Here is a 19,427-nt window from a genome sequence, read left to right as displayed (position 1 = left end):
GTCGGTGACTAGATCGCGGGCGAGGAGGGCGAGCCCACCTCGATCGATCCGTCGATGATGCCCTGCTTGATCTCGTCGAGCTCGGCCATGAGGTCCTCAGGCAGCTCAGCCTCGAAATCATTGAACGGTGCGAGGCTCACGCCCTCGTTCTCGAGCGTGCCGACGAACGGAGTGTTGTCGAACTCACCGTTCACGGTGTCAGTGATGGCGTCTTCGACCGAAGTGGCGAGTCCCTTCATGACCGAGGTCAGGAAGAGGTCGGCGTACTGCGGAGCCGACTGCGAGAGGTCGGTGTCAACACCGATCATCGCGATGTGCTCGTTGCCGTTGTCGTGTGCGTCGATGACAGCCTCAGCAGCGGGCTGGAAGATCGGTCCGCCCACGGGCATGAGCACGTCAGCGCCCTGCGAGATGAACGTTTCGGCCATCGACTTGGCCTGCGTGTTGGCCTCGAAGCCACCGGTGAACGAGCCGTCCTGAGCCTCGAGGTCCCAGCCGAGCACCTCGACATCGTCTTCGTTCTGCTCGTTGTAGTACTCGACACCCGCGACGAAGCCATCCATGAAGACGGTGACGGTGGGGATGTTCATGCCGCCCCAGGTGGCGACCTTGCCGCTCTCGGAGTACGAGGCAGCCGTGTAACCGGCCATGAACGCGGGCTGCGCTGCATCGTAGATCAGCGGGCGCACGTTCTCGGCGTCGATCTGGTTGTCGTCGATGATGGCGAAGTTCACGTCGGGGTTGGCGGCAGCCGCTGCCTCGGTTGCGTCCTTCAGCAGGAAGCCGACCGAGAAGATGACGGTGCAGTTCTGAGCGACGAGGCTCTCGATGTTCGACTGGTAGACCGTGTCGTTCTCTGACTCGGCGGTCTTGTACTCGATGCCGTTGGCGTCAGAGCCTGAGAGCAGGCCGTCGTAGCTGAGCTCGTTGAACGACTTGTCGTCGAATCCGCCCGAGTCGGAGACCATGCAGGCGAGGTTGTCGCCGCCGGCTGCGTCGGTGTTGCCGCCGTCGCCTTCGGGAGCTTCTTCGGGTGCGGTGCCGCACGCTGCGAGCAGGCTGGCGATGGCGATGGCAGATGCGCCGCCCAGCATTGCGCGACGCGCTGCCTTCTTGTTTGAGAGCTTGATCAAGGGATCCTCCGGATCAAAGAGTTGAAAACCGCATGCCGCGGTTGAGATACACAGATGTTACGCGAGCGTCACCGCGAATTAACGCGGGAGTCGGCGATCGAAACCGAAATGTTGCGATTGAGGTTGACGCAATTGGAGGATCGCGCTAAAAGTCGGCTCAGAGCACGTCGGAGTTGCCAGAGCGACGGATCGCGTCAACGACCTGCTTGACCCGCTGGGCCTGCTCTGTCGTGGTGACGAGCAGCGCATCCGGAGTGTCGACGACCACGATGTCCTTCACCCCGACGAGGGAGATGATGCGCTTCGACTGCGAGATCACGACGCCGGCCGACGAGTCTGCGAGCACCGTGCCGCCGTCGCCGAGGATCGCGAGGCGGTCGTTGCGGCCCTGGTTGTGCAGCTTCGCGACCGCCGAGAAGTCGCCGACGTCGTCCCAGTCGAAGTCGCCGGGCACGACGACGAGGCGGCCGCGCTCGGCTGCGGGCTCGGCGACCGAGTAGTCGATCGCGATCTTCTTCAGCTGCGGCCAGATGCGGTCGACTGCGGGGCCGCGCTGCTCGGGCTCGTCCCACACTGCGGCGAGCTCTTCGATCTGGTCGGTCAGCTCGGGCTCGCTCTTGCGCAGCTCGTCGATCAGCACGTCGGCGCGAGCGATGAACATGCCGGCGTTCCAGAGGTAGTCGCCCGAGGCGACGTACTGCTGCGCGACATCGAGGGTCGGCTTCTCGACGAAGCTGTCGACCTTGCGGGCGCTGGGGGCGCCGTCGATCTCGGCCGGGCCGTCGGCGCAGATGTAGCCGAAGCCGACAGCCGGCTCGGTGGGCGTGATGCCGATCGTGGCGATGTGGCCTGCGCGAGCCGCAGCGACCGCCTCGCCGACGCAGCGACGGAAGCCGCGCTCGTCGTTGATGACGTGGTCGGCGGCGAACGATCCGACGATCACGTCGGGCTCGCGGCGCTTGAGGATGGCGGCTGCGAGCGCGATCGCGACCGTCGAGTCGCGCGGGTCTGCCTCGAGCACGATGTTTGCGTCTGACAGGCCCTCGACCTGGCTCTCGACTGCCGAACGGTGAGCGCGGCCTGTGACGACCATTGTCCGGCCTTCGCCGGCCAGCGGCGCGAGGCGGTCGACGGTCGACTGCAGCAGCGTCTTGCCGCTGCCGGTGAGGTCATGCAGAAACTTGGGGGCCTCTGCGCGCGAGAGCGGCCAGAGTCGGGAGCCGACACCACCGGCCGGGATGACAGCGTAGAAGTCGTCGAGCGAAGCTGTTGCGTCGTGCATGGCTCCAGCGTAGCCGCGCGGGTGCCGGACCAAGACTGCTGTGCCGACTCCAAAGGGAGTTCAGATTGCACAGGTGCACTCCAAAGGGAGTTCAGTGCTCGAAAAGGAGCTGGTTCAACTCCCATTGGCGATTTCAGCCCGTCTGACCTCCTTTTCAGACATGACCCGCGCATCCCAACTCCCTTTGGAGTTCAAAACGGCCACGACGCCACAAACCGAGCCGCGCATCCGCGACCCCATCTCAACTCCAAAAGGAGTTCAGTTCAGCAAGGTTCACCCGGCATTCACCTCGGGTTCGACCCGAAAGCACCGGGGCTTCCTACGCTGAAGCTGTGAAGATCGAACGAGTTGCCATTGTGACTGAGTCTTTCCTCCCCACTATCAACGGCGTCACCACCAGCGTGTGCCGTGTGCTCGACCACCTGCAGGAGACGGGCCGCGAGGCCATCGTCATCACTCCTCGCTGCGGAGCACCGACCCAGTACCGCGGCACTCCCGTGTTCGAAGTGCCGTCGCTCGCCTACCGCCAGTTTCCGGTGGGCCTTCCGAGTCCGCAGGTCGCGGCTCTCCTGCAGCGCTTTCAGCCGGATGTGCTGCATGCGGCGAGTCCGTTCATGCTCGGCGGACAGGCGATCGGCGAGGCTCAGCGCGTCGGCCTCCCCTCGGTCGCGATCTACCAGACCGACGTCGCCGGCTATGCGAAGCGCAACCGGCTCGGAGCCGGAGCCAGCATCGCCTGGAAGGTGATCAAGCAGATCCACAACGGAGCCGACCGCACGCTGGCACCGTCGAGCGCCGCCATCGCCGACCTCAAGAACGCTGGCGTCAAGCGCGTCAAGAAGTGGGTGCGGGGCGTCGACCTCGAGGGCTTCCACCCCGACAACCGCCGTGGCGCCGCATCCGCCGCCCTCCGCGAGCGCATCGCACCCGGCGGCGAGACCATCGCCGGCTACGTGGGCCGCGTCGCACCCGAGAAGGGCCTGCACCGGCTCGAGGCGCTCGAAGGCATTCCGAACATCCGCGTCGCGATCGTCGGAGACGGCCCCGCGATGCCCGAGGTGCGCAGCCGCCTCGCGAAGTTCGACCCCGTCTACCTCGGCGCCCTCAGCGGCAACGCGCTGTCGGCCGCCTACGGCTCATTCGACATGTTCTGCCACACAGGAGCCGAGGAGACCTTCGGCCAGACCCTGCAGGAGGCCGCCGCTGCCGGTCTGCCGGTCATCGCGCCGCGAGCCGGCGGCCCCATCGACCTCGTCGACGAGGGCGAGACGGGCCACCTCTTCGAACCCGACTCGCGCACCGAGCTGCACCAGGCGGTCGCGAGGCTCGCCTCATCGTCGTCAGAACGGGGGCGGATGGGCGAGGCAGGTCGCAGACGCGTGCTCACCCGGTCGTGGCCCTCGGTGTGCGATGACCTGATCAAGCACTACGAGAAGGCGACCGCACGCGCCCTCCGCGGTGTCGAAGAGGCAGAACTGGTCGAGGCCTGACGCCGCTCCGGCCGCTAAGGCGAACCTAAGCGCCGGCGAGGCGTAGACTGATGTCGTCTCTTACAGCAACAAGAAGGGGAATGCGCGTGTCCCAAAGCACCAGCAGCCTCGCCGATGAGACCCCGAAGCCTTCGAAAAACCGCATTGCGGGCACCGTTTACCGGGGCAACGAAGGAATGTGGTCGTGGGTCCTGCACCGAATCACCGGCATCGCCATCTTTTTCTTCCTCCTGGTACACGTTCTCGACACGGCGGTCGTCCGTGTGAGCCCAGAGGTCTACAACGCCGTCATCGGCGCCTACAAGAACCCCATCATGGGCTTCGGCGAGATCGTGCTGGTCGGAGCAGTGGTCTTCCACGCGCTCAATGGCCTCCGCATCATCGCGGTTGACATGTGGCCGGCGGCCACCAAGATCCAGCGTTCGCTGTTCTGGGTCGTCATCGCGCTCGCCGTCATCCTGGTGGTCGGATTCTCGATCCGCCACATCCCGAACGTGCTGGGAGCCCACTGATGACGATCGACAACCCCAACTACGCGTACCCGGCTCGCTCGTCGAACCGCAAGGGCCCCAACCTCGACAAGATCGGCTGGGTCTTCATGCGCGCCTCCGGCGTCGTGCTGATCGTGCTGATCTTCGGGCACCTCTTCTACAACCTCATCTGGACCGAGGGCGGCATCCAGGCCATCACCTTCGGATTCGTGGCCGGCAAGTGGGCTGACCCGTTCTGGATGTGGTGGGACGTCATCATGCTGTGGCTCGCATTCATCCACGGCTCGAACGGCATGCGCACCGTCATCAACGACTACGTGCACAAGGAGGGCATCCGCAAGGTGCTCATCGGCGCGGTCGTCGTGGCCGCTGCAGTGCTGATCATCCTCGGCACGCTCATCACGTTCACATTCGACCCGTGCCCCGCCGGCGCAGACCCCGAGCTGCTCCCGTCGTTCTGCGCGACGCTCTAGCGACAGGCATCTAAGGACTATGGCTAAGAAGATCAAGACAAACCCCAACGCGGGCGAGATCCGCGACGGCATCCACTACCACCAGCACGACGTCGTCATCGTCGGGGCAGGCGGAGCCGGGATGCGCGCCGCAATCGAGTCCGCGCCGCAGGCATCGACTGCCGTGATCACCAAGCTGTACCCGACGCGATCGCACACCGGTGCGGCGCAGGGCGGCATGGCGGCAGCGCTGGCGAACGTCGAAGAAGACAACAACGAGTGGCACACCTACGACACCGTCAAGGGCGGCGACTACCTCGTCGACCAGGACGCCGCTGAGATCCTCACCCGCGAGGCCATCGACGCAGTGCTCGACCTCGAGAACATGGGTCTGCCGTTCAACCGCACGCCTGAGGGCAAGATCGACCAGCGACGCTTCGGCGGCCACACCCGCGATCACGGCAAGGCACCGGTTCGCCGCGCCTGCTACGCGGCAGACCGCACGGGTCACATGATCCTGCAGACGCTCTACCAGAACTGCGTCAAGCACGGCGTGAACTTCTTCAACGAGTTCTACGCCCTCGACCTGGTCATGACCGAGGTCGACGGCGTGCAGCGCGTCTCGGGCGTCGTGGCCTACGACCTGTCAACGGGCGACATCCACGTCTTCCAGGGCAAGTCGGTCATCTTCGCAACGGGCGGCTTCGGCAAGATCTTCAAGACCACGTCGAACGCGCACACGCTGACCGGCGACGGCGTCGGCATCATCTGGCGCAAGGGCCTCCCGCTCGAAGACATGGAGTTCTACCAGTTCCACCCCACCGGCCTTGCCGGCCTCGGCATCCTACTCACCGAGGGTGCTCGCGGCGAGGGTGCGATCCTGCGAAACGCATCCGGCGAGCGCTTCATGGAGCGCTACGCCCCCACCATCAAAGACCTCGCACCTCGTGACATCGTCGCGCGCTCGATGGTGCAGGAGGTGCTCGACGGTCGCGGCGCCGGCCCCAACAAGGACTACGTCTTCCTCGACTGCACGCACCTCGGCGAGGATGTGCTCGAGAACAAGCTGCCCGACATCACCGAGTTCGCACGCACCTACCTGGGCGTCGACCCCGTGACCGAGCCTGTTCCCGTCTACCCGACCGCGCACTACGCGATGGGCGGCATCCCGACGAACAACGACGCCGAAGTGCTCGCCGACAACGACACCGTCGTGCCCGGCCTGTACGCAGCGGGCGAGTGCGCCTGCGTCTCGGTCCACGGCGCCAACCGCCTCGGAACGAACTCGCTGCTCGACATCAACGTCTTCGGCAAGCGCGCCGGCAACAACGCCGTCACGTACGCCAAGACGGCTGAGTTCATCGACCTGCCAGCCAACCCCGCTCAGGGCGTGATCGGCATGCTCGACGAGCTGCGCGCATCCGACGGAACCGAGAACGTCGCCGCGATCCGCAAGGATCTGCAGGACACGATGGACATGAACGCCCAGGTGTTCCGCACCGAAGAGACGCTCACGAAGGCCACCGAGGTCATCGCCGGTCTGCGCGAGCGCTACAAGAACGTTGCTGTGCACGACCGCGGCAAGCGCTTCAACACCGACCTGCTTGAGGCAGTCGAGCTCGGGTTCCTGCTCGATCTCGCCGAGGTCCTCGTCGCATGCGCGCTCAACCGCAAGGAGTCGCGCGGCGGTCACATGCGCGACGACTACCCCGACCGCGACGACGCGACGTACCTGAAGCACACGATGGCGTACCTCGCGGGTGACCCCCATTCGTCGGTCGCCACCGACCATATTCGTCTCGACTGGAAGCCCGTTCGTCTCGGCACGTACGAGCCGAAGGCCAGAAAGTACTAGCAGGAGGTATCGATTGAGTGACGCTGCTGTTGCAGAAGCCGGCGAAGTGATCGTCGAAGAAGAGGCTCCCAAGTCGTTCACGGTGACGCTGAACATCCGCCGCTTCGACCCTGAGGTCGACGACGAGCCCCGCTGGGTCGACTACGACGTCGAGATGTTCCCGACCGAGCGCATCCTCGATGCCTTGCACCGCATCAAGTGGGAGCAGGACTCGACGCTGACGTTCCGCCGCTCGTGCGCTCACGGCATCTGCGGATCGGATGCGATGCGCATCAACGGCAAGAACCGCTTGGCATGCAAGGCGCTCGTGAAGGACTTCGACATCTCGAAGCCCATCTACGTCGAGGCGATCAAGGGTCTGCCCCTCGAGAAGGACCTCATCGTCGACATGGAGCCGTTCTTCGACTCCTTCCGCGAGATCCAGCCGTTCCTGCAGGCGACTTCGAAGCCCGAGAAGGAGCGTCACCAGACAGTCGAGCAGCGCGCTCGCTTCGACGACACGACCAAGTGCATCCTGTGCGCAGCATGCACCACGTCATGCCCCGTGTTCTGGACTGACGGCCAGTACTTCGGCCCGGCCGCGATTGTGAACGCACACCGCTTCATCTTCGACTCGCGTGACGAGGCATCGCAGGTTCGCCTCGATATCCTCAACGACCGCGAGGGCGTGTGGCGCTGCCGCACCACCTTCAACTGCACCGACGCCTGCCCCCGCGGCATCCAGGTGACGAAGGCGATCGCAGAGGTCAAGCAGGCGATGATCTCGGGCGTGAAGCTCTAACTCGAACATCACAGCTGATGGCGGGGCCCCTCGGGGCTCCGCCATTCTTCTGTCTCAGCTGATGTCGGCTGCGTTGGCGACGAGAGCATCGTGGACGACCCGAAGGTAGCCAGCCAGATCCTCGTAGCTGATGTCAGCACTGTACGAGGTCATCCATGTCTCGCCGTCTGTTCCGATGATCCAGCACGTGCGCGAATAGATCTCTGACTCGCTGGAGCCGCCATTGCCACCGCACAGCACTCCGTCGACGTAGTGCAGGTTGCTGTACGAGTAGTCGCGCGCGTTGTAGCCATAAAAGTTGTCGGCGACCCGCACCGAAAGCAGGTTGTAGTCGTTGTCGGTGTAGACACTCGAGACGAAGAAGGTGGTGACGTTAACGTCTGTTCCACCGGTGAAGCCGTCGCCGACCTCGTGCGGAAACTCGACCACGCCTGACTCAGGCCACAGCGGCTGCGGTTCATACGGGGGCGGCATGCCCATGTGATCGGGGGTGTGTTCGCCGCTGGGCTCACTCTCGTCAGCTGCGGACTCGCGATTGGGGAGCGTGCCGTCATGCTGCTGTTCTTGCTGAGTCTGCTGCGGACGCGCCTGGGGGGTCGCATTGCTGGCACAACCGGCCAGCAGGGTCAGGGCAGCAGCGGTTGCGACCATGGCTGTGATGCCTTGCCGCTTTCGCATGAGTGCTCCCTGATGTTCAGAATTGAAACGAGTCTGCCGTCGACTTCTGATGGTAACCGCTCATCAGCAAAGGACGCTGAACGCTGGCTATGAGGCCGATGGGCAGGAAGCCTGCATGGGGCAGAATGGAATCGTGCCAGGCAACCAGACAGATGCGCCGCAGGCGCTGCGCTCAACCCTAGAAGAGACGCAGTTCGCCCTCGACGCCGACTCTGCCGCCAAGCGAGACTCCATCGTGCGACAGCTCGCCGACTACGTGCAGCCAAGGCTCGAGCGACTCGACGCTCCCCTGCTCGCAGTCGTTGGCGGTTCGACGGGCGCCGGCAAGTCGACACTCGTGAACGCCCTGGTGGGCCGCCGTGTCAGCGCCGCCGGTGTCATTAGGCCGACCACCAGGCAGCCGTTGATCGTCTGCCATCCCGATGACGAGCGCTGGTTCAGCGATTCGCGCATCCTGCCGTCCCTCGCTCGCGTGCGCAGCGACGGCGCCACCGGTGAGAGCGCAGACGGTGCTGCAATTCGCATCCTCGCGACCGACTCGATGCCCTCGGGCCTCGCCCTGCTTGACGCCCCCGACTTCGACAGCATCGACGACGGCAACAGGGCACTGGCAGCTCAGTTGCTGGCTGCCGCCGATCTCTGGCTGTTCGTCACGACACCGGCGCGATACGCGGATGCGCTCCCCTGGCAGTTCCTGCATCGTGCGGCCGAGCGCGACATCGAGGTCGCCGTGGTGCTGAACAGGGTTGACGAAGAAGCCCGCGAGAGCATTGCCGCCGATCTGCAGGTGATGCTGACAGAGGCCGGTCTCGGCGACGCGCGGCTGTTTGAAGTCGGCACGGTCTCGCAGTTCGACGAGGTGCTGCCTGCCGAGAGCATCGAGCGCATTCGCAAGCATCTGCACGGGCTCGCCGAAGACGCCCAGTCGCGTCGGGCCGTTGCCGCGCGGACGCTGGTGGGCGCCGCGCGCGATCTTGCATCCGGTGTCGACGCGCTGGCCGACGCCCGCGCCCGCGAACTCGAGCGTGCATCCGCCGCTCGTGCGCTCGTCGCCGCCGAGTACGCCGAGGCGACCGAGCAGGTCATCGAGGCGACCAGCGACGGACGCCTGCTGCGCGACGAAGTGCTCGGCCGCTGGCAGGACTTTGTGGGCACCTCCGATGTGTTTCGCAAGGTCGAGCAGTGGTTCTCAGGAACCGTCGACCGCATCGGCCGCTTCTTCACCGGCAAGCCCGAGCCGCTGCAGGCCGTCGAGACCGAGATCGAGCATGGGCTGCACGCCGTCATCATCGACGCCGGCGAGTCGGCGGCCGCACGCGCGTGGCGGGGCATCGGACGCACCGAGCCGCAGCTGCGCGACCTCGACACGCCCGGCCTTGCCACCGCATCCGCCGATCTGAGCGGACGCTCGGCGCAGCTGATTCGCGAGTGGCAGGCGTCGCTCGTCGAGACCATTCAGGCGAGTGCCGGGGGCAAGCGCATGCGTGCGCGGATCATGTCGCTCGGGCTCAACGCGATCACGGTGGCGCTCATGATTGTGGTGTTCGCGTCGACCGGCGGGCTGACGGGCGGCGAGATCGCGATCGCGGGCGGGTCGGCTGTCGTTGGCCAGAAGCTGCTCGAGACGATCTTCGGCGAAGATGCTGTGCGACGCCTGGCGGCGAAGGCCAAGACCGAGCTGAACGAGCGCGTCGACCGGCTCATGAGCGAAGAGGCGAAGCGCTACGAGGTGCTGCTCGAGCAGCTCGAAGCCGGGTCGTCGGCTGACGAGCTGCGTGAGCGGGCTCGCGACGTAGTCGAGCTGGCAGAGTCGGCGGTCGCGGTTGGGCAGAGCGATGCGGCGAGGCCCAGCGACGGAGCGGGAGACGCCTCGTGAGCAAGCCGACACTTGCCGAGCGGCTGACCGCCCTCGACACCGCCGCAGAGCTCGCCGACGGCCGTATCGCTCGCGCGGACTCCGAGCGCATTCGCGCAGTGGCCCAGTCGGGCTCGTCTCGGCGCGAGCTCTCTGACGAGCACACGGTCGTCGGGTTCTTCGGGGCGACCGGCAGCGGCAAGTCATCGCTGTTCAACGCGATCGTCGGGGCGGATGTGGCGACGACGCACGTGCGCAGGCCCACGACCAGCACGCCCCTGGCGGCGGTGTGGCAGCCGGATGGCTCGGCCGCGCTGCTCGACTGGCTCGAAGTGCGCGACCGCTCCGAGCGCACGGGCGGCTTCGACAAGCAGGTAGGCCCGCTCATTCTGCTCGATCTGCCCGACTTCGACTCGGTGCGATCCGAGCACCGCGACATCGCCGCGAGGCTGGCGGCACAGGTCGACGTGCTCGTGTGGGTCGTCGACCCCGAGAAGTATGCCGACGCAGTCATACATCGCGATTTCATCACCCCTCACTCCGGACACAGCGCCGTGACGCTCGCTGTGCTGAACAAAACCGACCTGCTCAGCGCATCCGATCAGAAGGCCGTTGCCGACTCGTTCAGAGACCTGCTCGAGCGCGACGGGCTCGGCAAAGTCAAGGTGCTCGGAGCAAGCGCGCGCACTGGCGACGGCGTCGACGCGGTGCGGCAGCAGATCGCCAAGGTCGCGAAGGGGCGGCGTGCCCAGCTCGAACGAATCGAGGCCGACATCGACTCGGCGACCTCGGAGTGGGCGGATGCGCGGGTGCCGTCACAGCCGCCGCGAGATGCAGAGAAGGCGCTCACGCAGGCGCTGGGGCAGGCTGCCGGGGTTCCGGCGATCGCTGCAGCCGTCGGCTCGTCGTATCGCAAGCGCCTCGGGCAGCGCACCGGCTGGCTGCTGACGTCGTGGATGCTGCGGTTTCGGGCTGACCCGCTGCGCCGGCTCGGCCTGCGCGAGGAGGCCGACGAGAGTGGCGTGCACCGATCGAGCATGCCGAAGATGTCTGCCTCTGGTCGGGCGCAGGCCAACAAGGGCGTGCGCGACTACGCTGCCCGGGCGTCGGCAGACCTGAGCGGCGGATGGGCCGAGTCGGTTCGCGAGCGCGCAGAGTCTGCGCTGCCGGGGCTGCCAGAAGAGCTGGATCGCGCGGTTGCTCGCACTCGCCTGCAGGCGCGCGTGTCGTGGGGGTGGAGCATCGTCACGGTGCTGCAGTGGGTGGCACTGCTGGCCGCGCTGGTCGGCGTCGGCTGGTATCTGCTGCTGTGGCTGATGGGTTCGTTCGGCTTCGGGCTGCCGTTTCTGACGCCCGAGGTGCCGACGGTCGAGGGGTGGCAGGTGCCGACGCTGCTGGTTGCAGGCGGCATTCTGCTCGGGATCCTGCTCGGGCTGCTGAGCGCTGCCTTCGGCGGTGTCGCCGGGGCTGTTCGACGCACGAGGGCGCGGCGACGGCTGCTGCGTCAGGTCAACGCGACGGCGCGCGAGGAGATCGTCGAGCCGGTGCGCGAGGAGCGCGAACGCTGGCGTGGCTTTGTCGAAGCGGTGAAGCTCGCGCGGCGACGCTGAACTCCAAAAGGAGATCGCGCAGCGATCTCGTGGAAAGGCGAACTCCAAAAGGAGTTCAGATCAGGTCAGCCGGCAGCTAAGCCCCCGCAGCGAACCGCCGAGCCTCAGCCGCATCGACAGCGGTCAGCGCACGCGCAGCGCGCTCCCGCGCCTCCTCGAGCGTCACGCTCTTCAGCTCAGCACGCACATCGCCGAGCGCAGCAGCCGACATCGACAGCGACGTGACGCCGAGCCCGACCAGCACTGCCGCGAGCGCCGGGTCAGCCGCAGCCTCACCGCAGACTCCGACGGGCTTGTCAGCCGCGGCACCCGCGTCGCCGAGCATCCCGACCAGGCGCAGCACGGCCGGCTGCCACGGATCCTGAAACTGCGCCACTGTGCCGAGCAGCCTGTCGGCCGCAAATGTGTACTGGGTGAGATCGTTGGTGCCGATCGACACGAAGTCACAGCGCTCCAGCACCTGCGAGCCCTGCAGCGCGATCGACGGCACTTCGGCCATGGCCCCGACGGTCTTCAGCCCGTACTCGCGGCTGATCGTCACAAAGTACTCGGTCTCTTCAGCATTGGCGATCATCGGCGCCATGACCCACAGGTCGGCGTCTGTCGCGGCGTCAGCATCAGCGAGCGCCTGCAGCTGGTCGCGCAGCACCTTCTCGTTGGCTCGCAGCGCACGGATGCCGCGCAGGCCGAGTGCCGGGTTCTCTTCGTCGTCATCGTTCAAGAAGGCCAGCGGCTTGTCGGCGCCGGCGTCGAGCACGCGAACGACGACCTTCTTGCCCTCGAAGGCACGCAGCATCGCGGCATACTGCTCGGTCTGCTGCTCGACCGTCGGCGGCGTCTTCGAATCCAGAAAGAGAAACTCGGTGCGGAACAGTCCGACACCCTCAGCGCCGAGCTCGAGCGCAGCCGCAGCCTCTTCCGGGCGGCCGACGTTTGCGAGCAGCTGCACCGGGGTGCCGTCTGCGAGTGCTCCGGGGGTGATGGGGGCGTTGGCGACCTCGGCGCGCTTGATGCGCTCGGCCTCAGCGGCCTCCTGCTGCTCGGCGGTCGGGTCGAGTGTGACCTCGCCGCTGCGCGCATCCGCGATGATCAACTGCCGGTCTGAAACCTTGTCGAGCAGCTCGGGCACGCCGACGATCGCTGTGATCGACTTCGAGCGAGCGAGAATGGCGGTGTGCGAAGTGGGGCCGCCGTCCTGCGTGACGAGGCCGAGCACCTTGTCGAGGTCGAGGGTCGCGGTGTCAGCAGGAGCCAGGTCGCGTGCGATCAGCACGAACGGCTCGTCGCTCATCGGCACGCCGGGGGCCGGCACGCCGCGCAGCTGTGCGATGACACGCTGAGCGACGTCGTCGAGGTCAGTGGCGCGCTCGGCCATGTAGCCGCCGAGTGCGACCAGCATCTGCTTGAACTGGCCGAACGCCTCCTGCACTGCGAATTCGGCGTTCACACCAGCACGGATGCGCGCGGCAACGTCGTCTGCAAGGGCCGGGTCCTGCGCCATCAGGGCAGCGGCCTGCAGCACATCCTGCGCCTCGCCTCCCACTGTCTCGCCTCGCGACATGAGGTCGCCCGCGACCTGGTGCAGCGCATCCGTCGCCCGCTGCACCTCGCCTTCGGCGTCGCCCTCAAGCGGCGCATCGGTCGGTGGGGTGAGCCTGTCTGGCATCCGCAGTGCCTTGCCTGCAGCGATTCCGCGTCCTACGCCTACTCCGTGCAACTGTGACATGCCTTCACACTACGCTGTTGGCGAGAGCACTGAAAAGATTGCAATGGAGGAATGGTGCAGATCATAAAGCGAGTCATGCAGCTGCGTCCGGTGCGCGCCTACATGCATTACACAGGCAATGACGGGCCCGTGTATGCGCAGGGCATGACGCTGTCGGCGTTCTTCTCGATCTTCGCCGGGCTCTTCATCGCCTTCGCGGTCTTCATGCAGGTGCTCGGCGGCAACGTCGAGCTGCGCGAGATGATCATCGAGTCGATCTCCGGGCAGATTCCGGGGCTGATCCAAGACGCTGACGGCAATGGAGTCATCAACCCCAACACGCTCGTCGAGTCCCGCGCAGTCGACATCGCCGGAGTCGTGGCGGCAGTCGGAATCATCATGACCGCAACCCGCTGGATCGCCACGAGCCGACTCGGATTTCGCGCCATGCTGGGCCTGCCGAGCCCGCTCAAGAACCCGGTCGTGCTGAAGCTCACCGACCTCGGCGTCGCGATCGGCATCGGACTGCTCGTGCTCGTCTCGAGCAGCGTGCTCGCGGTCACGCAGGCGTTCGCCCAGCAGCTCGGCCTCGGCGGCTTCAGCTGGCTCGTCGGTTTCGTGGTGCAGCTCGCACTCGACACCGCGATCGTGCTGCTGATGTACCGGTGGGCGGGGCAGGTGCGGCTGCCCATCAAGTACCTCTTCGGCTCGGCCCTGCTGAGCGCCGGCGCCTTCGCAGTGCTCAAGTTCTTCGCGTCGATGCTGTTCGGCTCGATCGCGAACAACCCGCTGCTCGCCTCGATCGCATCCGTCTTCGTGATCCTGATCTGGCTCGGCTTCGTCAACCAGATCTACCTGATCTCGCTGGCGATCCTCGCTGTCGGCCGCGGCGACGGCTCGGAGTCGCGCCTCGACGCCGCCCTCGAGGTGCAGCGCGAGCGCTCGCGAGAGAAGATCGCGGCAGACAAGAAGGCAGAAGAAGAGCGGCTGCAGCGCGTGCGCGACGAGCTCGCCGAGCTCAAGGAGCGCGACGACCCGCGCCTGGCACAGCTGGTCCTCGGCAAGCAGCAGAAGAAGCGCCGCAAGAAGGCTGCGAAGTAGCGAGGGGCCACTAGGCTGGAGGGCATGATTCGGCTCGCTTCAGTCAACGTCAACGGCATCCGCGCGGCAATGCGAAAGGGCATGGGCGAGTGGCTCGAGTCGGTCAATGCCGACATCGTGACCCTGCAGGAGGTGCGCGCGACAGAAGACATCCTGGTGCCGCTCGTGCCGGGCTGGCACGTGCTCTCTGACGAGGCGACAGCCAAGGGCCGCGCCGGCGTCGCGCTACTCTCTCGCGAGCCGGCCGTCGCGCACCGCACAGACTTCGGCGCGGTCGACTTCGACTCGAAGGGCCGCTGGCTCGAAGGCGACTTCGAGATCGGCGGCGCGAAGATCACGGTCGTCTCAACCTACGTGCACTCGGGCGAGGCAGACACCCCCAAGCAGGTCGAGAAGTTCAAGTTCCTCGACGCGATGAACGAGCGGATGCCGCAGCTGCGCGAGCACGCAGAGCACGTTGCGATCGTGGGCGACCTGAACGTCGGCCACCGCGAGTTCGACATCAAGAACTGGCGCGGCAACCGCAAGAAGAGCGGCTTCCTGCCTTCCGAGCGCAGCTACTTCGACGGGTTCTTCGGCGAAGGCGAAGTCGAGGCGATCGACGGCGTCACGCGACCCGGGCACGGATGGGCGGATGTCGGGCGCCGTTTCGCAGGCGAAGTCGACGGGCCGTACACCTGGTGGTCGAACCGCGGCCAGGCTTTCGACAATGACACGGGCTGGCGCATCGACTACCACATGGTCTCCCCCGCCCTCGCGGCATCCGTCGAGCACTACCGCGTCGACCGCTACCCCAGCTATGACACACGGTGGAGCGACCACGCTCCCGTCGTCGTCGACTACAACATCTAAGGAACCCCACATGACCAAGCCCCGCATCTACTCGGGCATGCAGCCCTCTTCGGGCTCGCTGCACCTCGGCAACTACGTCGGAGCACTCATGCAGTGGCGCGAGTTGCAGGCCGAGGGCGAAGCGTTCTTCTCGATCGTCGATCTCCATGCGCTCACGAGCGCCAAAGACCCGAAGGTGCTGCGCCAGCAGGTGCGCACCCTCGCCGCGCAGTACATCGCGGGCGGCATCGACCCCGAAGCATCGTGCCTGTACGTGCAGTCGCACGTCGCAGCCCACTCGCAGATGGCATGGCTGCTGTCGACCATCACCGGCTTCGGCGAGGCCAGCCGCATGACGCAGTTCAAAGACAAGAGCGCGAAGGAGGGCGTCGAGGCCGCGAACGTCGGCCTCTTCACCTACCCCATTCTGATGGCGGGCGACATACTGCTTTACGACACCGATCTTGTTCCGGTCGGCGGCGACCAGAAGCAGCACGTCGAGCTCACCCGCGACCTCGCAGAGCGCTTCAACAAGCGGTTCGGCAAGACCTTCAGGGTTCCGAAGCCGCACATCCTCGGCGAGACCGCACGCATCATGGATCTGCAGGATCCGACTCGCAAGATGTCGAAGTCGGCCGAGACCGACAAGGGCATCATCTGGCTGCTCGACGAGCCCGGCAAGACGGTCAAGAAGATCAAGTCAGCAGTGACCGACACCGACGGCTCGATTCGCGTCGACGCCGAGAACAAGCCCGGCGTGACGAATCTGCTCGGCATCCTCTCGGCGTTCACGGGCCGCCCGATCGACGACCTCGTTGCCGAATTCGATGGCCAGGGCTACGGAGCCTTCAAGGGTGCCGTCGCAGAGGCTGTCATCGATGAGCTGTCGCCGATTCGCGACCGCACGCTCGATCTGCTCGACGACCCCGCCGAGCTCGATCGCATCCTCGACGCCAACGCCGAGCGGGCAAGCGCCGTGGCCGACGCGACGCTCGATCGCGCGATGGTGGCGATGGGCCTGCGCTGATGTCTGCGGCGCCTCTCGCCGGGCCGTCGCTGCCGGTGCTCGGCGGCAAGGTCGTGCTGACGGCTCTGCGCGAGAGCGATGTCGAGCGCATGGTCGAAGCCTGCTCGACCGACGACGCACACCGGTTTCTCGAGACTCCATGGCCGTACCAGCGCTCAGATGCCGAGTTCTTCATCCGCGAGTTCGCCCCCGGCGGCTGGCGCGGCGAGCATGACGAGCGAGTCTGGGCGATTCGCGAGCGCGTGAGCGGGCCCCTTGCTGGCGTCATCGGGCTGCGCGAAGACGAGCGCGAAGTCGGATTCTGGCTGCATCCCGACGCCATGGGTCGCGGACTCATGACGGATGCGCTGCGCACCTTGGTCGGGCACGCTGAGGGGTGCCTCGTGTGGCCCGAGGTGCACTGGAACTGCTACGAGGGCAACATCGCTTCGATGCGGGTCGCGAAGGCGGCAGGATTCACCTACCTCGGACTCCACGACATGCAGGCACCGACCGATCTGGCCCGGGCATCCGGTCGCGAACGCCAGCATCACGCTGTGATCACCAGTGGCGGAGACGTCGAGGGCGCTCTCCCATGGCCCGATCTCGCCTGACAGCGAACACCACCCAGGTGTTCAGGCAATGCTGAGATCGAGGGCGCACAATGGCACATCATGAAGCTCACTTACGCCTCCGCAGCCGATTGGGCCGCCCGCGAGCCAGAACCCGACCCGACCGAGCTTGAGGTCTACGCCGCGCAGCGTGACCTGGCAATCGTCGACACGCTCAAGGGCTACACCAGCTCTGCATCTGCAGAAGAGTCGCAGCGTCAGCGCAAACGCGGTGCAAACCGCGGATTCGCGTACGCGCTCGAAGAGTGGATCCTGCCGTGCATAGGCGGTGCAGGGCTGCTCTTCGGCATGCTCATGCTCAGCCCCCAGACCTTCTTCGGCGACTCGATCAGCTACTGGGGCGGCGGCGGCAAGCGGTTCGAGATCGACACCGTCGGCTACAGCAATGTCGACACTCGCATCGTGCTCGCCACGATCATGTCGATGCTCGGCCTCGTGCTGCTTGCAGGCAACGCCATCGCACGCACCATCTCGAAGAACGCGCGTCTCGAAACCTCGGTGATGAGCCTGATCATGATGGCCATCTCGGCTGTCAGCATTCTCTACATCACCGTGATCAGCAATGAGGGGTTCGACGGATTCGCGGTTCCACTCGCAGCGCACATTGGAGTTCTCATTGCGGGGGTCGTCAACATCGTGCTGTACCAGGTGCACAAGCGACGCCGTCACCCCTCGAATGACGATGCCGAACAGGCTCAGTCACGGCAGCTGCAGCAGCACCTGGCGCAGCGGTATGCAGCGGCGAACGCACAGTTCGCACAGCTTCCGCCTGCCCGACAGCAGGAGATCCTGACGGATCGTGCTCAGGCCGTCAACGTGCTCGTCGCCCGCGGCGTGCTGCACCCGAAGGTCGAACAGGATCTCGGCCACTTGCGATTCGGCGACCTGACGGCTGCTCTGACTTCTGCGCGAACGGACGCTCGCGCATCCGCGTGACGAACCCTAGCGACCTCGGTAGTTAGGAGCTTCGACGACCATCTGCACGTCGTGCGGGTGCGACTCCTTGAGGCCTGCCGCGGTCATCTGCACGAAGCGCCCCTTGGCCTTGAGCTCGTCGATCGTCGCCGCGCCGGTGTAGAACATCGACTGACGGAGGCCGCCCGTGAGCTGGTACAGCACCGTGGCTGCGTTGCCCTTGTAGGCGACCTTGCCCTCGATGCCCTCAGCGATGAGCTGGTCGTCGACTGCGACGTCTGCCTGGAAGTAGCGGTCGCGTGAGTACGAGGTCGTCTTGCCACGGGTCTGCATCGCACCGAGGGAGCCCATGCCGCGGTAGGTCTTGTACTGCTTGCCGCCGACGAAGATGAGGTCGCCGGGCGACTCGTCGGTGCCTGCGAGCAGCGAGCCGAGCATGACGGTCGAAGCGCCGGCGACGAGCGCCTTGGCGATGTCGCCCGAGTACTGCAGGCCGCCGTCGGCGATGACCGGAACACCCGAGTCGTATGCTGCTTTGGCTGCCTCGTGCACGGCCGTGACCTGCGGAACGCCGACGCCGGAGACGATGCGCGTCGTGCAGATCGAGCCGGGGCCCACGCCTACCTTGACGGCGTCGACGCCTGCATCGACCAGTGCCGCCGCGCCCTCGTAGGTTGCGATGTTGCCGCCGATGACGTCGATGCCCTTGAAGCCGCTGTCGGCCTTGATGCGCTTGACGATGTCGATCTCGCCCTGGCTCTGGCCGTTTGCGGTGTCTACGACGATGACGTCGACACCTGACTCTGCCAGGCGCTCGGCACGCTCGAACGCGTCGCCGAAGAAGCCGATCGCCGCGCCGACGCGCAGACGGCCCTGGGCGTCTTTCGTGGCGTCGGGGTGCTGCTCGACCTTGTCGAAGTCGCGCAGGGTGATGAGCCCGGTGAGCTTTCCTTCGCCGTCGACGAGCGGCAGCTTCTCGAGCTTGGAGCGACGGAAGATCTCGAAGGCCACTTCGCGCGTCGAGCCCTTGGGCGCGGTCGTGAGCGGAGCGGGCGTCATGACGTCGCGGACGAGCGTGGTCTCGTAGTCTTCGCGCTCGACGAAGCGCATGTCGCGGTTGGTGATGATGCCGACGAGCACGCCGTTGTCGTCGGTCACGGGCAGCCCCGAGACGCGGTACTCGCCGCAGATGCGGTCGACGTCGGCCACGGTCGCGTCTGGGCGTGTCGTGACTGGGTCGGTGATCATGCCCGACTCGGTGCGCTTGACGCGGTCGACCATGTACGCCTGGTCTTCGATCGAGAGGTTGCGGTGGAGGATGCCGAGACCACCGGCACGGGCCATGGCGATTGCCATGCGGTGCTCGGTGACGGTGTCCATGGCGCTGGAGATGATGGGAATCTGCAGGCGGATGTTGCGAGTCAGCTGCGTTGCCGTGTCTGCCTCTGACGGGATGACGTCAGTATGACCGGGGAGCAGCATGACGTCGTCGTAGGTGAGGCCAGTGAACTCGAACGGGTCGCGCATCGTCATTGCTCAATGGTATCGATTTGTAACCAAAACCTCGCATCTGTTCGCTGGAGGCTGTGTAGTGTCAATACCCAAGTGAA

17 protein-coding genes are annotated in these 19,427 nt (G+C 65.9%); 12 read left to right on the top strand and 5 right to left on the bottom strand.

Going from position 1 to position 19,427, the window contains the following annotated elements:
* Positions 1–8 precede the first annotated feature (8 nt).
* Entirely contained in the window at positions 9–1,094 is a 1,086-nt protein-coding gene (locus CZ674_RS04005; protein ID WP_086991299.1) for a BMP family lipoprotein, read from the bottom strand.
* A gap of 196 nt (positions 1,095–1,290) precedes the next feature.
* Complete coding sequence (locus tag CZ674_RS04000) at positions 1,291–2,415, bottom strand: mannose-1-phosphate guanylyltransferase (RefSeq protein WP_086991235.1); 1,125 nt, start codon at positions 2,413–2,415, stop codon at positions 1,291–1,293.
* Positions 2,416–2,747: 332 nt separating this feature from the next.
* Between CZ674_RS04000 and CZ674_RS03995 the strand changes: the two genes are divergently transcribed.
* From CZ674_RS03995 to CZ674_RS03975, 5 genes are all read left to right on the top strand, one after another.
* A complete protein-coding gene (locus tag CZ674_RS03995; RefSeq protein WP_234988412.1) occupies positions 2,748–3,905 on the top strand; it encodes a glycosyltransferase family 4 protein in 1,158 nt (385 codons plus the stop codon).
* A gap of 80 nt (positions 3,906–3,985) precedes the next feature.
* On the top strand, positions 3,986–4,417 hold the full coding sequence (gene sdhC, locus CZ674_RS03990) for a succinate dehydrogenase, cytochrome b556 subunit (RefSeq protein WP_086991234.1): 432 nt from the start codon (positions 3,986–3,988) through the stop codon (positions 4,415–4,417).
* Positions 4,417–4,869 carry a succinate dehydrogenase hydrophobic membrane anchor subunit gene (locus CZ674_RS03985; protein ID WP_086991233.1) on the top strand — a complete coding sequence of 151 codons (453 nt, stop codon included), beginning with the start codon at positions 4,417–4,419 and terminating at the stop codon, positions 4,867–4,869. Before sdhC ends, CZ674_RS03985 begins: the two co-directional genes overlap by 1 nt.
* A gap of 31 nt (positions 4,870–4,900) precedes the next feature.
* Positions 4,901–6,703 (top strand): succinate dehydrogenase flavoprotein subunit, encoded by a 1,803-nt coding sequence (gene sdhA / locus CZ674_RS03980; RefSeq protein ID WP_407640212.1) that lies wholly within the window; start codon positions 4,901–4,903, stop codon positions 6,701–6,703.
* Between the two features lie 13 nt (positions 6,704–6,716).
* Entirely contained in the window at positions 6,717–7,484 is a 768-nt protein-coding gene (locus tag CZ674_RS03975) for a succinate dehydrogenase iron-sulfur subunit (RefSeq protein ID WP_086991231.1), read from the top strand.
* 54 nt (positions 7,485–7,538) lie between these two features.
* On the opposite strand, the gene CZ674_RS03970 is transcribed toward CZ674_RS03975, so the two are convergent.
* On the bottom strand, positions 7,539–8,162 hold the full coding sequence (locus tag CZ674_RS03970) for a hypothetical protein (RefSeq protein ID WP_086991230.1): 624 nt from the start codon (positions 8,160–8,162) through the stop codon (positions 7,539–7,541).
* A gap of 133 nt (positions 8,163–8,295) precedes the next feature.
* Between CZ674_RS03970 and CZ674_RS03965 the strand changes: the two genes are divergently transcribed.
* Positions 8,296–10,038, top strand: coding sequence for a dynamin family protein (locus tag CZ674_RS03965; RefSeq protein WP_159456888.1), 1,743 nt, complete (start codon positions 8,296–8,298; stop codon positions 10,036–10,038).
* On the top strand, positions 10,035–11,627 hold the full coding sequence (locus CZ674_RS03960; RefSeq protein WP_086991228.1) for a GTPase: 1,593 nt from the start codon (positions 10,035–10,037) through the stop codon (positions 11,625–11,627). Before CZ674_RS03965 ends, CZ674_RS03960 begins: the two co-directional genes overlap by 4 nt.
* Before the next feature lie 76 nt (positions 11,628–11,703).
* Here CZ674_RS03960 and ptsP read toward each other — a convergent pair whose 3' ends face one another.
* Entirely contained in the window at positions 11,704–13,353 is a 1,650-nt protein-coding gene (gene ptsP, locus CZ674_RS03955; RefSeq protein WP_086991227.1) for a phosphoenolpyruvate--protein phosphotransferase, read from the bottom strand.
* A gap of 51 nt (positions 13,354–13,404) precedes the next feature.
* Here ptsP and CZ674_RS03950 point away from each other — a divergent pair, with 51 nt between their 5' ends.
* From CZ674_RS03950 to CZ674_RS03930, 5 genes are read left to right on the top strand one after another with little or no spacing between them, the layout of a single operon-like run.
* The gene (locus CZ674_RS03950; RefSeq protein ID WP_086991226.1) at positions 13,405–14,433 is read left to right on the top strand and encodes a YihY/virulence factor BrkB family protein; all 1,029 of its coding nucleotides are present in this window, start codon (positions 13,405–13,407) and stop codon (positions 14,431–14,433) included.
* A 24-nt stretch (positions 14,434–14,457) separates the two neighbouring features.
* Complete coding sequence (locus tag CZ674_RS03945) at positions 14,458–15,285, top strand: exodeoxyribonuclease III (protein ID WP_086991225.1); 828 nt, start codon at positions 14,458–14,460, stop codon at positions 15,283–15,285.
* A 10-nt stretch (positions 15,286–15,295) separates the two neighbouring features.
* Entirely contained in the window at positions 15,296–16,291 is a 996-nt protein-coding gene (gene trpS, locus CZ674_RS03940) for a tryptophan--tRNA ligase (RefSeq protein WP_086991224.1), read from the top strand.
* Positions 16,291–16,884, top strand: coding sequence for a GNAT family N-acetyltransferase (locus CZ674_RS03935; RefSeq protein ID WP_086991223.1), 594 nt, complete (start codon positions 16,291–16,293; stop codon positions 16,882–16,884). The genes trpS and CZ674_RS03935 overlap by 1 nt, the downstream gene beginning before the upstream one ends.
* A 60-nt stretch (positions 16,885–16,944) precedes the next feature.
* Positions 16,945–17,838 (top strand): hypothetical protein, encoded by an 894-nt coding sequence (locus CZ674_RS03930; protein WP_086991222.1) that lies wholly within the window; start codon positions 16,945–16,947, stop codon positions 17,836–17,838.
* 6 nt (positions 17,839–17,844) lie between these two features.
* On the opposite strand, the gene guaB is transcribed toward CZ674_RS03930, so the two are convergent.
* On the bottom strand, positions 17,845–19,350 hold the full coding sequence (gene guaB / locus CZ674_RS03925) for an IMP dehydrogenase (protein WP_086991221.1): 1,506 nt from the start codon (positions 19,348–19,350) through the stop codon (positions 17,845–17,847).
* Positions 19,351–19,427: the final 77 nt, after the last annotated feature.

It is taken from the genome of Agrococcus casei LMG 22410 (genome assembly GCF_900163565.1).
In the GTDB taxonomy this organism is placed as follows: domain Bacteria; phylum Actinomycetota; class Actinomycetes; order Actinomycetales; family Microbacteriaceae; genus Agrococcus; species Agrococcus casei.
This window is presented reverse-complemented; position numbering and strand designations above follow the sequence as displayed.